15 protein-coding genes are annotated in these 17,873 nt (G+C 59.3%); 13 read left to right on the top strand and 2 right to left on the bottom strand.

Translation table 11 applies throughout. From position 1 onward, the window contains the following. Positions 1 to 57: 57 nt before the first annotated feature. Positions 58 to 1,968, bottom strand: a complete 1,911-nt coding sequence (locus tag HX814_RS18265) for a sigma-54-dependent Fis family transcriptional regulator (protein WP_177008860.1) — start codon at positions 1,966 to 1,968, stop codon at positions 58 to 60. Between the two features lie 286 nt (positions 1,969 to 2,254). On the opposite strand from HX814_RS18265, the gene HX814_RS18260 reads away from it, so the two are divergent. From HX814_RS18260 to fic, 10 genes are all read left to right on the top strand, one after another. Next, the gene (locus tag HX814_RS18260) at positions 2,255 to 3,775 is read left to right on the top strand and encodes an aldehyde dehydrogenase family protein (protein ID WP_003219398.1); all 1,521 of its coding nucleotides are present in this window, start codon (positions 2,255 to 2,257) and stop codon (positions 3,773 to 3,775) included. A 204-nt stretch (positions 3,776 to 3,979) separates the two neighbouring features. After that, a complete protein-coding gene (eat, locus tag HX814_RS18255; RefSeq protein WP_008436523.1) occupies positions 3,980 to 5,428 on the top strand; it encodes an ethanolamine permease in 1,449 nt (482 codons plus the stop codon). Between the two features lie 64 nt (positions 5,429 to 5,492). After that, positions 5,493 to 6,887, top strand: a complete 1,395-nt coding sequence (locus tag HX814_RS18250; RefSeq protein WP_003219393.1) for an ethanolamine ammonia-lyase subunit EutB — start codon at positions 5,493 to 5,495, stop codon at positions 6,885 to 6,887. After that, a complete protein-coding gene (gene eutC / locus HX814_RS18245) occupies positions 6,884 to 7,732 on the top strand; it encodes an ethanolamine ammonia-lyase subunit EutC (RefSeq protein ID WP_003219391.1) in 849 nt (282 codons plus the stop codon). The genes HX814_RS18250 and eutC overlap by 4 nt, the downstream gene beginning before the upstream one ends. Before the next feature lie 92 nt (positions 7,733 to 7,824). After that, the gene (locus HX814_RS18240) at positions 7,825 to 8,283 is read left to right on the top strand and encodes an N-acetyltransferase (protein ID WP_003219389.1); all 459 of its coding nucleotides are present in this window, start codon (positions 7,825 to 7,827) and stop codon (positions 8,281 to 8,283) included. Between the two features lie 240 nt (positions 8,284 to 8,523). Then, positions 8,524 to 9,180 carry a DedA family protein gene (locus HX814_RS18235; RefSeq protein WP_177008861.1) on the top strand — a complete coding sequence of 219 codons (657 nt, stop codon included), beginning with the start codon at positions 8,524 to 8,526 and terminating at the stop codon, positions 9,178 to 9,180. A gap of 6 nt (positions 9,181 to 9,186) precedes the next feature. Continuing rightward, positions 9,187 to 10,017, top strand: a complete 831-nt coding sequence (locus HX814_RS18230) for a zinc-dependent peptidase (RefSeq protein WP_177008862.1) — start codon at positions 9,187 to 9,189, stop codon at positions 10,015 to 10,017. Positions 10,018 to 10,110: 93 nt separating this feature from the next. After that, entirely contained in the window at positions 10,111 to 10,638 is a 528-nt protein-coding gene (gene ppa / locus HX814_RS18225; protein ID WP_003219382.1) for an inorganic diphosphatase, read from the top strand. A 214-nt stretch (positions 10,639 to 10,852) separates the two neighbouring features. Next, entirely contained in the window at positions 10,853 to 11,629 is a 777-nt protein-coding gene (locus HX814_RS18220; protein WP_087692357.1) for an XRE family transcriptional regulator, read from the top strand. Between the two features lie 506 nt (positions 11,630 to 12,135). Next, the gene (fic, locus tag HX814_RS18215; protein ID WP_177008863.1) at positions 12,136 to 13,257 is read left to right on the top strand and encodes a protein adenylyltransferase Fic; all 1,122 of its coding nucleotides are present in this window, start codon (positions 12,136 to 12,138) and stop codon (positions 13,255 to 13,257) included. 123 nt (positions 13,258 to 13,380) lie between these two features. Here fic and HX814_RS18210 read toward each other — a convergent pair whose 3' ends face one another. Continuing rightward, positions 13,381 to 13,692: a DUF6124 family protein gene (locus HX814_RS18210; protein WP_003219377.1), complete on the bottom strand. Its 312-nt coding sequence runs from the start codon at positions 13,690 to 13,692 to the stop codon at positions 13,381 to 13,383. Between the two features lie 651 nt (positions 13,693 to 14,343). Between HX814_RS18210 and HX814_RS18205 the strand changes: the two genes are divergently transcribed. The 3 genes from HX814_RS18205 (at position 14,344) to HX814_RS18195 (ending at position 17,817) form a co-directional block, all read left to right on the top strand. Then, positions 14,344 to 15,675: an amino acid permease gene (locus HX814_RS18205; protein ID WP_177008864.1), complete on the top strand. Its 1,332-nt coding sequence runs from the start codon at positions 14,344 to 14,346 to the stop codon at positions 15,673 to 15,675. A gap of 2 nt (positions 15,676 to 15,677) precedes the next feature. Next, positions 15,678 to 16,973, top strand: a complete 1,296-nt coding sequence (locus HX814_RS18200; RefSeq protein WP_008436512.1) for an aspartate aminotransferase family protein — start codon at positions 15,678 to 15,680, stop codon at positions 16,971 to 16,973. A 115-nt stretch (positions 16,974 to 17,088) separates the two neighbouring features. Further along, entirely contained in the window at positions 17,089 to 17,817 is a 729-nt protein-coding gene (locus tag HX814_RS18195; RefSeq protein ID WP_177008865.1) for a TetR/AcrR family transcriptional regulator C-terminal domain-containing protein, read from the top strand. Positions 17,818 to 17,873 lie beyond the last annotated feature (56 nt).

Below are 17,873 nucleotides of genomic sequence, written 5' to 3'. Positions count from 1 at the left end.
GCACAGTCGCCCACAACACAGATTGATCACTCACAGCCAGAACAGGTAACGTCATCATTAAACCTGACGCGCTATACCATACTTACGTAACTTTCTATAAAGCGTATTTCTACTGACTCCAAGCACGGTCGCCACGTGCGTCATATGCCAGCGTTGCTGCACCAATGTTGCCAGCAATGCCTGGCGCTCGGCAGCATCCAGCAATGAGTTTGCCGGTTCACTCACCGCCACCGGCACGGTTTGCACGGCACGAATCTGTGCAGGCAGGTCATCAAGCCTCACCCTCCCGTCCTCACACAGTGCGGCGAGGGTGCGCAACACCGTGCGCAACTGCCGCACGTTGCCCGGCCACGCGAACGCCAACAGGGCCTGGCGGGCCTCGCCGTCAAGCTGCACCGCCTGATCTCCCGCTTCTTCGGCCAACAGGAAGTCCAGCAGTTGCAACTTGTCACTGCGCTCGCGCAACGGCGGCAAGGCCACTTCCAGGCCATTGAGCCGGTAATACAGGTCTTCACGAAAACTACCGTCCTGCACCCGATCAAGCAGATTACGGTGGGTAGCGCTGATAATTCTGACGTCCACCGCTTGCGGTTCACCGCCGATGGGCACTACCAAGCGGTCTTCAAGCACCCTTAATAGCCGGGTTTGCAAAGCCAGCGGCATATCGCCGATTTCATCCAGAAACAACGTGCCACCATCTGCCTGCTGAAGCTTGCCGCGCATGCCTTCCTTGCGGGCGCCGGTAAAACTGCCGCCGCGATAACCGAACAGCTCGCTTTCGATGAGGCTTTCCGGGATGGCTGCGCAGTTGAGGGCCACAAAGGCTTTATCTGCGCGCAGGCTTGCATGGTGCACGGCCTTGGCAAACGCCTCTTTGCCAGACCCGGTTTCCCCCTGGATCAGCAAAGGCACATCACGCTCGAACACCCGCAAGGCTCTGCGGAAATCGTTTTGCAGCGCCGCGTCTCCAAGGCAAATGCCCGGCAATCGCGGCCGCTCCGGCAAGGCGTGGGCCACCGGCACCGGTACGCTGCGTGGCTGGCCGCGCAACACCGCGAACAAGCCACGGCCATCGCGGGTACGCAGGGGCCAACTGGCGCTGGCGTTCGCGCTGGCACGCCCGAGCAACTCATCGAGCGAACAATCGAAAAACGCCTCGACCGGCTGCCCCAACAACCCGCCACGGATTTGCCCGAGCAGGTTCAACGCACTCTGGTTAACCGCACAAATGCGCCCTTCACCATCGAACGCCAGCAGCCCTTCGCTGAACAGGCCCACAGACTCGGCCTGCAAATGAAAGCGCAGCAACCAGTGGTGCTCAAAATGGCGCAGGAAGTAACAGCTTTCGATCATCTTCGCCGAAAGATTGACCAGCGCCATGGTGTGGAACTGGCTCTGGCGCGACACAGCCTCCCGGGCCGAAGACACATCCAGCACCGCCAGCAGTTCGCCATGAGGGTCGAACACCGGGCTGGCCGAGCAGGTCAGGCCGGTATGTCGGCCACGAAAGTGTTCATCGCGATGAATCGTCAGGGACTGGCGCTCCACCAGGCAGGTGCCGATGCCGTTGGTGCCTTCGCAGGCCTCGCTCCAATCGGCACCCAGCCACAGCCCGGCACCCTCGAAGATCTTGCGCTCGCTGGGGGCGGTGACGCAGTTGAGGATCACCCCGCGGGCGTCGGTCAGCAGCACCGCATGGCCGGCGCCGGAGAGCTGTTGATGCAGGCTGTTCATTTCATTGCCGGCGATGCTCAGCACTTGTTGCAGGCGTTCGCGGCTTTCCAGCAGGCGGCCATGTTCGAGCACCGTGGGCGCGATGGTCAGTGCGGGGTCGAGGTGATAGTCCTCAAGACAACGCAGCCAGGAGCGGGCGATGGACGGATCGCTGCCGGGGCCATGCAGCGGGTCCTGCCCACGGGTGACCGTCAGGACTTGTTGGGCATGGCGACTGAAATGATCGTTTTGCATGTTCTTATTATTCTCCCTGCGTGAAGTACACCGCGCGCGAGTGCCCAGCATCCTCCAGCCTCCCGACCAATGCAATCCCGGGCAGACCCACCGGTCACAGGCTGTACCGCTTATGGCACAAACTGTCACCCAGGCTGTACCAAGCTTGCCACAGCAACGGTTTGCAACAACCTCTAAACCCTTGATTTACAGGCTCTACGAGGCACTGGCCCGACCTTTGCTCTACGCTTTAACAAGCACAACCGTGCGTCCTCCAATAAACACAAAAAGCCAGGAGATACCCACCATGCGTTACGCACACCCCGGTACTGAAGGCGCGATCGTTTCGTTCAAGGCCAAGTACGGCAACTACATCGGCGGTGAGTTTGTCGCGCCGGTCGATGGCAACTATTTCACCAACACCTCGCCGGTCAACGGCAAGCCCATCGCCGAATTCCCGCGCTCCACTGCCAAGGATATCGACAAGGCCCTGGACGCCGCCCACGCCGCCGCTGACGCCTGGGGCAAGACCTCGGCCCAGGACCGCTCGCTGGTACTGCTGAAAATCGCCGACCGCATCGAACAGAACCTCGAACTGCTGGCCATCACCGAAACCTGGGACAACGGCAAGGCCGTGCGCGAAACCCTGAACGCCGACATCCCGCTGGCCGCGGATCACTTCCGCTACTTCGCCGGCTGCATCCGCGCCCAGGAAGGCAGCAGCGCCGAGATCAACGAACACACCGCCGCTTACCACTTCCACGAACCGCTGGGCGTGGTCGGCCAGATCATCCCGTGGAACTTTCCGCTGCTGATGGCCGCCTGGAAACTCGCGCCAGCCCTGGCCGCAGGTAACTGCGTGGTGCTCAAGCCTGCCGAGCAAACCCCGCTGGGCATCAACGTGCTGATGGAACTGATCGGCGACCTGCTGCCGCCGGGCGTGCTGAACGTGGTGCACGGCTACGGCAAAGAAGCCGGCGAAGCCCTGGCCACCAGCAAGCGCATCGCCAAGATCGCCTTCACCGGCTCCACGCCAGTGGGCTCGCACATCATGCACGCGGCCGCCGAGAACATCATTCCGTCCACCGTTGAGCTGGGCGGCAAGTCGCCGAACATCTTCTTCGCCGACATCATGAAAGCCGAACCGCAATTCATCGAGAAGGCCGCCGAAGGTTTGGTGCTGGCGTTCTTCAACCAGGGCGAAGTGTGCACCTGCCCTTCCCGCGCGCTGGTGGAAGAGTCGATCTACGACGACTTCATGAAAGTGGTGATGAAGAAGGTCGAGTCGATCAAACGTGGCGACCCGCTGGACACCGACACCATGGTCGGCGCCCAGGCGTCCGAGCAGCAATTCGACAAGATTTTGTCCTACCTCGAAATCGCCAAGGGCGAAGGCGCCGAGCTGCTCACCGGCGGCAAGGTCGAGAAGCTGACCGGCGATCTGGCCACCGGCTATTACATCCAGCCAACCCTGCTCAAGGGCACCAACAAGATGCGGGTGTTTCAGGAAGAAATCTTTGGCCCGGTGGTGAGCATCACCACGTTCAAGGATGAAGCCGAAGCCCTGGCGATTGCCAACGACACCGAGTTCGGCCTGGGTGCCGGCCTGTGGACCCGCGACATCAACCGCGCCTACCGCATGGGCCGGGCGATCAAGGCCGGGCGTGTATGGACCAACTGCTACCACCTGTACCCGGCGCATGCCGCGTTCGGTGGTTACAAGAAGTCCGGTGTGGGCCGTGAGACTCACAAGATGATGCTTGATCACTATCAGCAGACCAAAAACCTGCTGGTGAGCTACGACATCAATCCGCTGGGCTTCTTCTAACTCACAACCCGCTCCCACATTTGAAATGCAATAAAAATGTGGGAGCGGGCTTGCTCGCGAATGCGGTGTATCAGTTACTGAGTTTTCAACTGACTACCGCATTCGCGAGCAAGCCCGCTACCACACTTGATCTTCACAAGACCTTGCTACTCATTCGGCTTACTTAAGTAAGCCGGGATAAAACAATAAGAAAGGGATTCCATCATGCCCAGCGAACCGAATGGCGCTCCGGCGTCCGGGTCTTCCGTCGACTTTGAAAAGGTCGGCACCGAATACTTCCAACAACGGGAACTGAAAAAAGGCGCTGCCGGCTGGGTACTATTAGTCGGTCTCGGGGTTGCCTACGTCATCTCCGGCGACTACGCCGGCTGGAACTTCGGCCTGGCCCAGGGTGGCTGGGGCGGCATGTTCCTCGCCACACTGCTGATGGCCACCATGTACCTGTGCATGTGTTTCTCCCTGGCCGAACTGTCTTCCATGATTCCTACCGCCGGCGGCGGCTACGGCTTTGCCCGAAGCGCGTTCGGCCCCTGGGGCGGGTTCCTCACCGGCACCGCGATCCTTATCGAATACGCCATCGCCCCCGCCGCCATCGCGGTGTTTATCGGCGCCTATTGCGAGTCGCTGTTCGGCATTGGCGGCTGGATGATCTACCTGGCGTTCTACATCATCTTTATCGGCATCCACATCTTCGGCGTGGGTGAAGCGCTGAAGCTGATGTTTGTGATTACCGCCGTCGCCGCGATTGCCCTGGGTGTGTTCCTGGTGTCGATGGTGCCGCACTTCAGTGTCGCCAACCTGCTGGACATCCCGGTGACCGAGGCCAAGGGCGCCAGCACTTTCCTGCCCTTCGGTTATGTCGGCGTGTGGGCGGCGATTCCCTATGCGATCTGGTTTTTCCTTGCGGTCGAAGGCGTGCCCCTGGCCGCTGAAGAAACCAAGAACCCCAAACGCGACCTGCCCCGCGGCCTGATCGGCGCCATTGTGGTACTGACCAGCTTCGCCCTGCTGATTTTGGTAATCGCCCCCGGCGGTGCTGGCGCCTACGCGCTGATGGCATCGGGCAATCCGCTGGTGGAGGCCTTGTCCAAAGCCTACGGCGGCTCCACGTGGATGGGCCACTTCGTCAATCTGGTGGGCCTGGCCGGGCTGATCGCGAGTTTCTTCTCGATCATCTACGCCTACTCCCGGCAGATCTTCGCCCTGTCCCGCGCCGGCTACCTGCCGCGCAAGCTGTCGCAGACCAACAAAAGCAAGGCACCGGTACTGGCCCTGGTGATCCCCGGCATCATCGGGTTCGGCCTGTCGCTGACCGGCCAAGGCGATTTGCTGATCCTGGTCGCCGTATTCGGCGCGACCATTTCCTACGTGCTGATGATGGCCGCGCACATTACCTTGCGCATCCGCCGCCCCAAAATGGACCGCCCTTACCGTACTCCGGGCGGCATCTTCACCTCGGGCGTCGCCCTGGTACTGGCCTGCATCGCTGTTGTGGCGGGCTTTCTGGTGGATCCGCGCGTGGTGATTGGCGCCGCGATCATCTATGGAGTATTAATTGCTTACTTTGCTTTCTACAGTCGGCATCACTTGGTAGCAGGCACGCCGGAAGAAGAATTTGCGGCGATCCAGGCCGCAGAGGCCGCCTTGCACTAAACGCCGTAAACCTCGGCGCGGGCGCTTTACTCACATTCCGCCCGCGCCGAAAAGGAGACTCTGTATGGCAAGCTTTTCCCACGCGGTCGGTGCATTGACCTACCGCTTCGACAGCCTCAAGGACGTGATGGCCAAGGCCAGCCCGGCCCGCTCCGGGGATTTTTTGGCGGGTGTTGCCGCCCAGAACGATGGCGAGCGGGTCGCGGCGCAAATGGCCTTGGCCAACATTCCGTTGAAGCACTTTCTCGAAGAAGTGTTGATCCCGTACGAAAGCGACGAAGTCACCCGGCTGATTATCGATACCCACGATAAACAGGCGTTTTCCGTGGTCAGCCACCTGACCGTCGGGGGTTTGCGGGATTGGCTGCTCAGCGACGCGGCCGACGAACAGAGCCTGCGCGCCCTGGCGCCCGGGCTGACACCGGAAATGGCCGCCGCCGTGTCGAAGATCATGCGTGTGCAGGACCTGGTACTGGTGGCGCAGAAAATCCGCGTCGTCACACAGTTCCGCGGCACGATGGGCCTGCGCGGGCGCCTGTCCACCCGCCTGCAGCCCAACCATCCCACCGATGAGCCGGCCGGTATCGCCGCGAGCATTCTTGACGGCCTGCTCTACGGCAACGGCGACGCCATGATCGGCATCAACCCGGCCACCGACAGCATCGCCTCGATCTGCGCGATGCTGGAAATGCTCGACGCGATCATCCAGCGTTATGAAATCCCGACCCAGGCCTGCGTGCTGACCCACGTCACCACCTCCATCGAAGCCATCAACCGTGGCGTGCCGCTGGACCTGGTGTTCCAGTCGATCGCCGGCACCGAGGCGGCCAATGCCAGTTTCGGCATCAGCCTGAGCGTGCTGCAGGAAGGCTACGATGCGGGCCTGAGCCTGAACCGCGGCACCCTCGGGCAAAACCTGATGTATTTCGAAACCGGCCAGGGCAGCGCCTTGTCGGCCAACGCACACTTTGGCGTCGACCAGCAAACCTGCGAAACCCGCGCCTATGCCGTCGCCCGGCATTTCAAGCCGTTTTTGGTGAACACGGTCGTAGGATTTATCGGCCCCGAGTACCTGTACAACGGCAAGCAGATCATCCGCGCCGGCCTCGAAGACCACTTCTGCGGCAAGCTGCTGGGCGTGCCCATGGGGTGCGACATCTGCTACACCAACCATGCCGAAGCCGACCAGGACGACATGGACACCCTGCTCACCCTGCTGGGCGTGGCCGGGATCAACTTCATCATGGGCATCCCGGGCTCCGACGACATCATGCTCAACTACCAGACCACTTCATTTCACGACGCGCTGTACGCCCGCCAAACATTGGGTTTAAAGCCGGCACCGGAGTTTGAACAGTGGCTGGCGAAAATGGGCATCTTCACGCAAGCCGACGGCAAGGTGCACTTCGGCAACAGCCTGCCACCGGCATTCCGCCACGCCTTGGCGCAACTGGGATGAAGAAGGAACCGCCCGTGCACATCGACACCCCGGAAAACAACGTGGACAACCCGTGGCTTGAGCTGCGGCGCCTGACCCCGGCGCGAATTGCCCTGGGCCGTACCGGCACCAGCATGCCTACCGGCGCGCAGCTGGATTTCCAGTTCGCCCATGCCCAGGCCCGCGACGCGGTACACCTGCCGTTTGATCATGCAGGGCTCAGCAGCCAATTGGCGGAGCGTGGCCGCGACAGCCTGCTGCTGCACAGCGCCGCCGTCGACCGTCACAGCTACCTGCAACGCCCGGACCTTGGGCGCCGCCTCAGTGATGAATCCGCCCAGGCCCTGCGGGACTATGCCGAAGCCAACCCCGGCGGCGTGGACCTGGCGGTGGTGGTGGCCGATGGCTTGTCGGCCCTGGCGGTGCATAAACATACGTTGCCGTTTCTTACACGCATGGAGGAACAAACCCACGCTGAAGGCTGGTCGCTGTCACCGGTGATTCTGGTGGAGCAGGGCCGTGTCGCCGTCGCGGATGAAGTCGGCCAGTTGCTCGGGGCAAAAATGGTAGTGATCCTGATCGGCGAGCGGCCGGGGCTCAGCTCGCCGGACAGCCTGGGGCTGTATTTCACCTACAACCCCAAGGTCGGACTCACTGACGCCTACCGCAACTGCATCTCCAATGTGCGCCTGGAAGGCTTGAGCTACGGCATGGCCGCTCACCGCCTGCTTTACTTGATGCGGGAGGCCTGTCGCCGGCAGTTGTCGGGGGTCAACCTCAAGGATGAAGCGCAGGTACAAACCCTCGATTCGGATGATCCCGACCTGATGAAAGGAAACTTCCTGCTCAGCCCACCGAAGGACTGATCCCTGCACGATTGCGCTTTTTCTCTGCTTTAGGCAGCATCGAGACACGGCCGCTTGTGTGGTCATACCCCATTTGGAAGTTGAGGCCTGGCATGCGGATTACTCAAGCGACCCTGGAACACCTGGACCTGTTGACCCCGCTTTTCGTCAAATACCGCGAGTTTTACGGCGCGCTGCCGTTTCCTGATTCGAGCCGCGCCTTCCTGGAAAAACGCCTGCGCCGCAAGGAGTCCGTGATCTACCTGGCGCTGGCCGACGATGACGACAAGAAACTGCTTGGCTTTTGCCAGCTGTATCCAAGCTTTTCATCGTTGTCCCTCAAGCGGGTGTGGATCCTCAACGACATCTACGTCGCCGAAGACGCACGCCGGCAGTTGGTGGCCGACAACCTGATGCGTACCGCGAAGAAGATGGCCAAGGAAACTCAAGCCGTGCGCCTGCGTGTGTCCACCAGCAGTGACAACCAGGTGGCGCAGAAAACCTATGAGTCCATCGGTTTTCGGGAAGACACCGAGTTCAAGAACTACGTGCTTGCGATCAGCGATGACTGACAACTATTAACCAAACCTCATACATCTGTTGTGGGAGCCCCCTCCCACACTGACGCTGTGTCTACAATCAGATCGCTTTCGCGACATTCCCCGCTACAAAACCAGCACGCTTTTCACAACTCTATCCGTATAATGCGGACCTTTCAGGGTCGTAAGAAATACGCCACTACCTTGTAGCCCTTATTACCCGAAGCCTCCGCACAGGCCCGCTGAGCCAGGCCATTCACACAGGTGCCCTCCATGGATTTCAACCCGCTCGACCTTATCCTGCATCTCGACGTGTACCTCGACATGCTGGTGAGAAACTACGGAGTGTGGATCTACGCCATTCTGTTCCTGGTTATCTTTTGCGAAACCGGCCTGGTGGTCATGCCGTTTCTGCCGGGTGATTCCTTACTGTTCATCGCCGGCGCTGTTGCAGCGGGCGGCGGCATGGACCCGATATTGCTGGGCGGCCTGCTTATGCTCGCGGCCATCCTGGGTGACAGTACCAACTACGTGATCGGACGAACGGCCGGGGAACGCTTGTTCAGCAACCCCAACTCGAAGATCTTCCGCCGCGACTACCTGCAAAAAACCCACGACTTCTACGACAAGCACGGCGGCAAAACCGTGACCCTGGCGCGCTTCCTGCCGATCCTGCGCACGTTTGCGCCGTTCGTCGCCGGTATCGCGAAAATGCCTTACCCGCGCTTCTTCGGTTTCAGCGTGTTCGGCACCGTCCTCTGGGTCGGCGGCCTGGTAACCCTGGGCTACTTCTTCGGCAACGTGCCGTTCATCAAGAAAAACCTGTCGCTGCTGGTGGTGTTCATCATCCTGCTGTCGCTGGTACCGATGATCATCGGCGTGTTCCGCAGCCGCTTCGGCCGCAGCTCTTCCGAAGCAAAGCCGCAGTAACCGGCTATGTGGTCCCTCAGCGCCTGGCGTCGCCGGCGCCTGCTGGCCAAGCACCCGATTGCCGATGAAACGTGGCAACGGGTGCGCCACCACCTGACGTTCCTCGACGGCATCACTGCCGAGCAAGACCAGTGGCTGCGGGAAGCCTGCGTGGTGTTCCTCGCCGAAAAACACCTCACCGCCCTGCCCGGCGTCGAACTGCACCAGGAACAGCGCCTGCTGCTCGCCGCCCAGGCACAGCTGCCGCTGATGAACCTTGGCGACCTCGACTGGTACCAGGGCTTCCACGAGATCGTGCTGTACCCCGACGACTTCCTCAGCCCGCAGCGCCATCGCGACGCCAGCGGCGTGGAACACGAGTGGGACGGCGAGCACAGCGGCGAAGCCTGGCAACAGGGCCCGGTGATCCTTGCGTGGCCCGGCGTACTGGCCAGCGGCAACTGGGAAGGCTACAACCTGGTGATCCACGAACTGGCCCACAAGCTGGACATGCTCAACGGCGACGCCAACGGCCTGCCACCGTTGCACCACGACATGCGCGTGCAGAAATGGGCCAGCGTCATGCAAAGCGCCTTCGACGACCTCAACCGCCAGCTCGACCGCAACCCTGACGCCGAAACGGCCATCGACCCCTACGCCGCGGAAAACCCGGCCGAGTTCTTTGCCGTCACCAGCGAATATTTCTTCAGTGCCCCGGATTTACTGGTCAGCAGTTATCCACAGGTGTACGAGCAACTGAGCCACTTCTACCGTCAGGATCCCCTGGCGCGCCTGCACCAACTGCAGGCCGGCGACGTGCGGTATCAGACGGAACGCCAAGCGCCCTACGACGTCTGACGCATGGCATCGGCGTCAGAATATGCCTATAATCGCCGCCACTTTTAGGCCAATCCGGCCATGTTCCATGGCCAACTACGGGGGCAACGCCCAATGAGCTACAGCAAGATTCCGGCTGGCAAAGACCTGCCGAACGACATCTACGTCGCCATCGAGATTCCGGCCAACCACGCGCCGATCAAATACGAAATCGACAAAGACAGCGACTGCCTGTTCGTTGACCGTTTCATGGCCACCCCGATGTTCTACCCGGCCAACTACGGTTTCATCCCCAACACCCTGGCAGACGACGGTGACCCCCTCGACGTGCTGGTCGTGACCCCTTACCCGGTTACCCCAGGCTCGGTTATCCGCGCCCGCCCGGTCGGCATCCTGAACATGACTGACGACGGCGGCGGCGATGCCAAAGTTATCGCAGTACCACACGACAAGCTGTCCCAGCTGTATGTCGACGTGAAGGAATACACCGATCTGCCGCCACTGCTGCTGGAACAGATCAAACACTTCTTCGAGAACTACAAAGACCTCGAAAAAGGCAAATGGGTGAAGATCGACGGTTGGGGCAACGCAGACGCCGCCCGCGCCGAGATCCTGAAGTCGGTCGCTGCCTACAAAGGCTGATACCGCTATTCGCTCTGAAAAAGCCCCGATTAATCGGGGCTTTTTTTGTGGGAAAAACATAAACATCCGCCTACTTTAATAAACATATTTACAGCAATTGTTTAACTAGCTTAATCAACTAGCAGAATAGTCCTGCGATAAGGAAACACCTACATACAGCAACTCAACGCATGGTTTATTTGATCTGATTTTACGGCCAGTAAACTCTGCGTTTATGAATACATCAGGTGATCGCTTAAGAGCGCTATTACGGGAAGTCCATCTTTCCGCTTCCGACTTCGCCAAGAACCGCGATGTTACGCCTCAACACGTAAACAACTGGTTCAAACGCGGCGTCCCCATGGGCCGGCTCAACGAGTTCGCAGAATTGTTGTGCGTCACCAGCCGTTGGCTGCGCACAGGCGAAGGCCCCAAACATCCACCCGCCAACTACCTGCTGGAAGGATCCGATGCAGACACCTCCCACCGTATCGCCCGCGAGACCAGCGGCAACTACATCACCCACCCGGTCTCGGGCCCGGTAAAAATCGACGTGGAGATCCCCCTCCACCCCACCTTCACCTCGACCGAAAGCATCCGCCTCTCCCTGCACACCCTTGAAGCCATCGGTGTAAGCCCGGAGCGGGCGCTCGGGGCCTACATGGTCGGCAACAGCATGATCGACATCATCCAGGACGGAAGTACCCTTGCCATCGACTGTGGTCGCAAACAGATCATCGATGGCGAAATCTACGCGGTAGAGCACGACGGAATGCTGCGGATCAAATACCTCTACAACCGTCCAGGAGGTGGCCTGCGGATGCGTAGCCACAACAGCGCCGAGCATCCGGACGAGTTTTTGACCTATGAGCAGCGGCATGAGCAGAACTTTGAGATTCTGGGTTGGGTGTTCTGGTGGGCAACACTGAATAACCGTCGCCCGCCGGTGCCGCTGGATGCGCATTTATTGGGCTACGAAGGCTCTAAATCGGATCCGGAGCTGGGAAATTGAGGCGAATATGGGTATTATCCGCCGCACATTTGGCAGGGGGTTGGCGTGAAGCCGGTCCGCCCTGCCTGGCGATGCGGAGGAGTTCCCGCTGATGCCCCTTATCATCTGGGTGCGAGCCTGGGTGAACGATTTGAAGGCTGGTGAGGTTTACCAAAAATAAGCTGAACCAGTCCCCGAGAAGCCGGCCACAAGCCGGCTTTTTAATGCCTGGAAGAAATGCGCTACACCTGCCAGGCATCGAGCTATTTGAGAACGCGCCAACCGCTCCAAGGCACGCAAGCCGTCTTTTCCATCCTCAGGACATTCGCCTGATACGTCGCTAAAAGCCCGTTCCAAGAACACGTTTCGCATACCTGTCGTTACCAACGACATGACATCAAGACGTGTCGCAGAAATCAAAATATAGCGACACGTAGTGCACGCATGTTTACACTGACGCCACGAAAGGGCGCCCTGATGAGCCCCTCTTACCTTTAGACGGATAAGTCAAAGACCGAGCCCCATCCATGACCGCATCCCACCTTCCCTGGCAGGCTGACAAGCCCTACAACCAGCTTCCCACTTTGCCACCGGCAACTGTTCTGGAAACCCATGCAGTGCTCAAACGCTGCATTGAGGCCCGCACAGCCCTGGCCGAATTGAAGCAAGCGGCTGAGCTGATCCCTAACCAGACAATGCTGATCAACACCATTCCATTGCTGGAGGCCAAGGACAGCTCAGAGATCGAAAGTATCGTCACCACCACGGATTTGCTCTTTCAGCATGCTCAGGATGGAGATAGCCACGCAGACCCAGCGACCAAGGAAGCACTGCGCTACCGCAAAGCCCTGCAGAAAGGTTATCAATCGTTGGCCGACCGCCCACTCTCCAGCGGTACTGCAGTCGAAATCTGCCGCACGCTTAAAGGCGTGAACATGGATATACGCCGGGTGCCAGGAGTCCAGCTAGCCAACGACCGAACCGGCGAGATCATCTATACCCCACCGGAAGGCGAAGATCGCTTACGTGACATGCTCGCCAACTGGGAGCGCTTCCTGCACAACGAGACCGACCTGGATCCATTAGTACGTATGGCGGTTAGTCACTATCAATTCGAAGCCATTCACCCATTCACCGACGGCAATGGCCGTACCGGGCGAGTGCTCAACACCCTGTACCTGATCCAGGAAGGCCTGCTGAATCTACCGATTCTCTACCTTAGCCGTTACATCATTGCCCATAGAGCCGATTACTACCGCCTGTTGCTTGATGTCACTCGCGAACAAGCCTGGGAGCCTTGGCTGCTGTACATGCTCAGCGCTGTGGAAGAAACAGCACGCTGGACTTGTGCAAAAATTGCCGCTATTCGCAGCCTGTCCGAGCACACCACCCAGTTTGTTCGTGAGCAGTTGCCGAAAACCTATTCCCGCGAGCTGGTAGACGTCATTTTCGAACAGCCCTACTGCCGCATCAGCAACGTCGTCGACAAACAGATTGCCCAGCGTCAAGCAGCCTCCCGTTACCTCAAAGAACTAGTCGCCATCGGCGTTCTGCAAGAGGTTCAGGTTGGCAAGGAAAAGCTCTTCATCCATCCCAAGCTGATGCAGTTACTCACTCGCGACAACAACGACTTCAAGCCATACGCCTGAGGGGAGAGCTTTACTCGATGACAATCGTCTGCCGGGATCTGCGCCCCTGAGCCGTGATGATTAGCATTTGGTCAGTAGGTTGCTGACCAAATGCATCGTTACCTCAGTGTCGGCTTAGGATCCTCACCTCGGCTGCAAGCAATCCAACGCCCTATCCACCACCACCTTCGACATCTCCACCAAATGCATCACCGCCCGCTGCGCGCCGTTCAGCGGCTCGGTCGACGCCTGGGCGGTCGCCACGGCGCAATGCAATAACTCGGCAGCATGGGCCAGGGCATCTTCGAAACTCAGTTCGTCATCGACGGTAAACGGGTTGGGTGAAGGCTGCGCGTCCGGCGCTTTAAGGTAGTGATCGATCACTCGACGCGAGGCATCAGTGTCGCGGAGTAAGGCTTTATGGAATGCGGGTGGATCGGGGGTAACTTTGACCATGGTAAATCTCCAATCAAACATTTGGAGCCACCACGCTTCGCGACTAAACGAAGGTGGCAGCTGTACGCAGGTTAGTCGACCGGTCGATTGGAAACCCGGCGCGCCCGAGGGCGCCCTGCGCACAGCCACCATAAAAGTGCAGGCGAAAAACGGCCTGACTCATGAACTGATCGTGCGCCAATCGAATCCGGGCGACTAAACCCGATCACCGAATAAGCAGTGACGGAACGCAGACTAGTCGCGGGATTTTGCTGGCGCAAGCGCTTGGAATTCTCTAGGAAACGTCCTGCCAAGGAAAGGGATCTGTCTTGCTGGCCATCAAAAATCAGCGCCCCACCACCACACATCAGATGTGTTATCGGGTGACACCTCGCCCCGTATCTGCCAATCCAACTTCCCAAACTTCCCGTCTGACAAATCCAGAAACGATCCTACAAACCAATCTAAACAGGATGTTTAACCCCGACTCCCTCCTCCATACCATCAACCCCACCCTGCTCTGGCCCGAATTCTGCCTATTGAACACCGTACAATAAAATCGGCCACCAAGCCGGATAACGTTCATGACCGCTGCGCAATGCAGCCAGGGGAATGATGATGTGCAACATGTCCAACCAGGGCCTTGCTACTTCTCTCAAGGAACGCCACGTCATGCTGATCGCCATCGGGGGGGTGATTGGTGCTGGGTTATTTTTAGGGTCTGGCAAGGCGATCGCCACTGCCGGGCCTGCGTTGTTGGCGGCTTATGCCATTTGCGGGCTGATGATTTATCTGATCGCACGGGCGCTGGGGGAGTTGTCTCTATACCGACCCAATAGCGGGTCCTTTGCGTCTTTTGCCGAGGAGTTCCTCGGGCCGCGCTTCGGCTTTATTACCGGGTGGTCGTATTGGTTGATCTGGATTCTGGTGGGCGTGCTTGAGGTCACCGGCATCGGCCTGCTGATGAAATATTGGTTCCCGGAACTGCCCCAGTGGATTCCCGCACTCGTCACGGCCGGTGTGCTGATGGTGATTAATTTGTTCACAGTCAAGGCGTTTGGCGAGGTGGAGTTTTGGCTGGCGCTGATCAAAGTGGTAACGATTGTCGGGCTGATTGTGGCGGGGTTGGTGATTTTGTTTTTCGGCCTTGAAACATCGGCGAAGACACCGCCGTCCATTACCAACCTATGGACCCACGGAGGCGTTTTACCTCACGGCTGGAGCGGCCTGTTGTACGCGATTCCGGTGGCGGCGTTTGCCTTCGCCGGCGTTGAAGTGATCGGTGTGGTGGCCGCTGAAACGGCCAACCCCGAGCGCACGCTGCCCAAGGCGATCAACAGCATCATTTGGCGCATGTTCATTTTCTATGTCGGCTCGATGGCGATCATCATGGCGCTGTATCCGTGGAACCAGCTGAATACCGGGCAAAGCCCGTTTGTCATGGTGTTCGACAGCATCGGTCTGGGAATGGCCGCGGGGCTGGTGAACTTTGTGGTGATCACAGCGCTGGCGTCATCCTGCAATACCGGGCTGTTTGCCACGAGTCGCATGCTGTATTCGCTATCGCATTTCCAGCAGGCGCCACGCAGCCTCCAGGTGTTGAGCCGGCGCCAGGTTCCCGCTCGATGTCTGATGGTCTCGACCCTGATGTTATTGGTGGGTGTGCTGCTCAACTACATGATTCCGGAGAGTCTGTTCGGCCTGCTGATTACCGGGATATTGGGCCTGTTGATCTGGGTGTGGGCGGTGATCATCGTTGCGCATATGGCGTATCGCCGCAAAGTTCAGCGGGGTGAGTTGCCTCGGGTTGCCTATCGCATGCCGTGGGCCATGGGCAGCAGTGTGCTGGTGCTGTCTTTTCTGGCGGTGCTGGCCGTGTTGGTGGCTCTGGACCCGGACACCCGCGCAGCCTTCTATGTGACGTTCGCCTGGTTCGCGGTGCTGATGCTGGTGTATCCGAAACCCACTCAGTCATTAGCTGCCAGCGACGTGCAGGGAGCTTGAATATGACCGGCAACACCCTCAAGACCGAACTGGCTGCGTGTGTCGAGCGCTTCACTCGTGCCAACCCCAATAGTGCGCGCCAGTTGGAATGGGCCGCCCGGGTCATGCCCGGTGGCAATACACGCTCGGTGCTGTTTTACGAACCGTTTCCCCTGACCATGTCCAGTGGCGCGGGTTGCTTGCTCACCGATATGGACGGCCATCGCTATATCGACTTCCTGGCCGAATACACGGCGGCGCTATATGGCCACTCCCACCCGGTCATTCTGCATGCGCTGTCACAAGGGATGGCGCGAGGACTGAACCTCAGCGCCCACACCGAGCTGGAAGCCAGGCTGGCAACACTGATTGTGGAGCGCTTCGATTGCGCCGAGCAGGTGCGGTTTACCAACTCGGGGACCGAAGCGAACCTGCTCGCACTGGCGGCGGCAGTTGCTTACACAGACCGTCGCGCAATCATTGCCTTTTCTGGTGGATACCACGGAGGCGTAATGAGTTTCGCCGGACCGGCGACGGCAATGAACGTTCCCCATCGCGTCTATCTAGCCGACTATAACGACCTGCACAGTGTCGAGCGCTTGATGCATCAGCACCGCGGCAAAATTGCCGCGATCCTGGTGGAGCCCATGCTTGGTGCCGGCGGATGCATCTGCGCTGCGCCGGGTTTTCTTCAAGGTTTGCGCGAAATGAGCCGGGCCCATGGCGCGCTGCTGATCTTCGACGAGGTGATGACTTCACGCCTGGCGCCTGGAGGTTTGCAGGAAAAGCTTGAGGTCAAACCTGACCTGATCACCCTGGGTAAATACTTGGGCGGCGGGATGCCTTGCGGAATGCTGGGGGGGCGCCGGGAAATCATGGCGCAGTTCGATCCGCGCCTGGGTCGCCTGCCCCATGCCGGGACATTCAACAATAACGTGATGACGCTCAGCGCCGGCATCGCCGGCCTGGAGCAGGTGTTCACCCGCGAGGCAGCCATTGCGCTCAATACCCGAGGCGATGCATTACGCCAGCAACTCAATCAGGTGCTGGCACCTGTCGCCCTGCAGTTCACAGGACAAGGCTCGGTGATGAATTTTCATCCCACCGCCATGCACCTGCAGCGCCCTATGGAGTTATCCGAGTACCAAAAACGCCTGCGTGACCTGTATTTCTTCCACCTGATCGAAAGTGGCATCTACCTCGCCCGGCGCGGGTTGGTCGCGCTGAGCTTGCCACTGACCGACAACGAACTGTTACACCTGCTCACCGCCACTCGGGCTTTTGTCGATCGCTACGCTGCTGTTTTGCCTTGCGACTGAGGCCGCCCGGCCCAGGAGCCCGATGCTCCTGGGCACTCCACCGTGATTCGTATCCGAGACAGGAAAACCCTTAGCCGCTATTCTTTCGCCTTCCCTCAGCCGGAACGAAAGGCCCATGACCAGCAAAACCGCAAACCCCCGAGGCCGGCGTAAAAAAAGCGCTGGGGAGGATTCGAAAAACCTGTTGACCGCCCAAATCATCACCGCCGCGGCACTTGAGCTGATTGATCAGGAAGGCCTGGAGAAATTCAGCCTGCGCACTCTCGCCAGCGCCCTGGGCGTCTATCCGACGGCGATTTACTGGTACGTTTCTTCTCGGGAATTACTGCTGGCCCAGGTGTTGGCCAAGGTGTTGGAACACTTGGCGCCCGAGCCCCAGGAACGCTGGCAGGACTACTTGCGTGCGGCCATGGTCAATTGCCACAACGCCGTGCACCAACATCCGAATATTGCGCCGTTGCTCGGTGCGCAACTGGTCTCCAATACCCGCACCGACTTCAAACTGGTAGAAGGCGTGCTGGCGGCCCTGCAACAGGCCGGCTTCAACGGGCCGACACTGGCAAGCGCCTACAACACCTTCATTGCCGCCCTCACCGGGTTTACTACGCTGGAGTTCGCACCGCTGCCGGAAAACACAGAAGCCTGGCAAAACCAGGTCCAGCAGAGCCTTCAGCAAGTCGACCCGCAACAACACCCGACACTGGCGCAGAACATGGATCAGTTGAGCAATCGCAGCTTCAGCCTGCGCTGGCAAAACGGCGTGCAAGCGGCGCTGGATGACAGCTTCGCGTTTTATGTCGAGACCATCATCTGCGGATTGGAAACCCTGGCATCCCGTCGCTAGAAACGTCACTCATCGATACCTGAAAAACCACCAATTGTACGTCGTACAATTGATGA

The organism is Pseudomonas sp. C8002 (genome assembly GCF_013385765.1).
GTDB lineage: Bacteria > Pseudomonadota > Gammaproteobacteria > Pseudomonadales > Pseudomonadaceae > Aquipseudomonas.
This window is presented reverse-complemented; position numbering and strand designations above follow the sequence as displayed.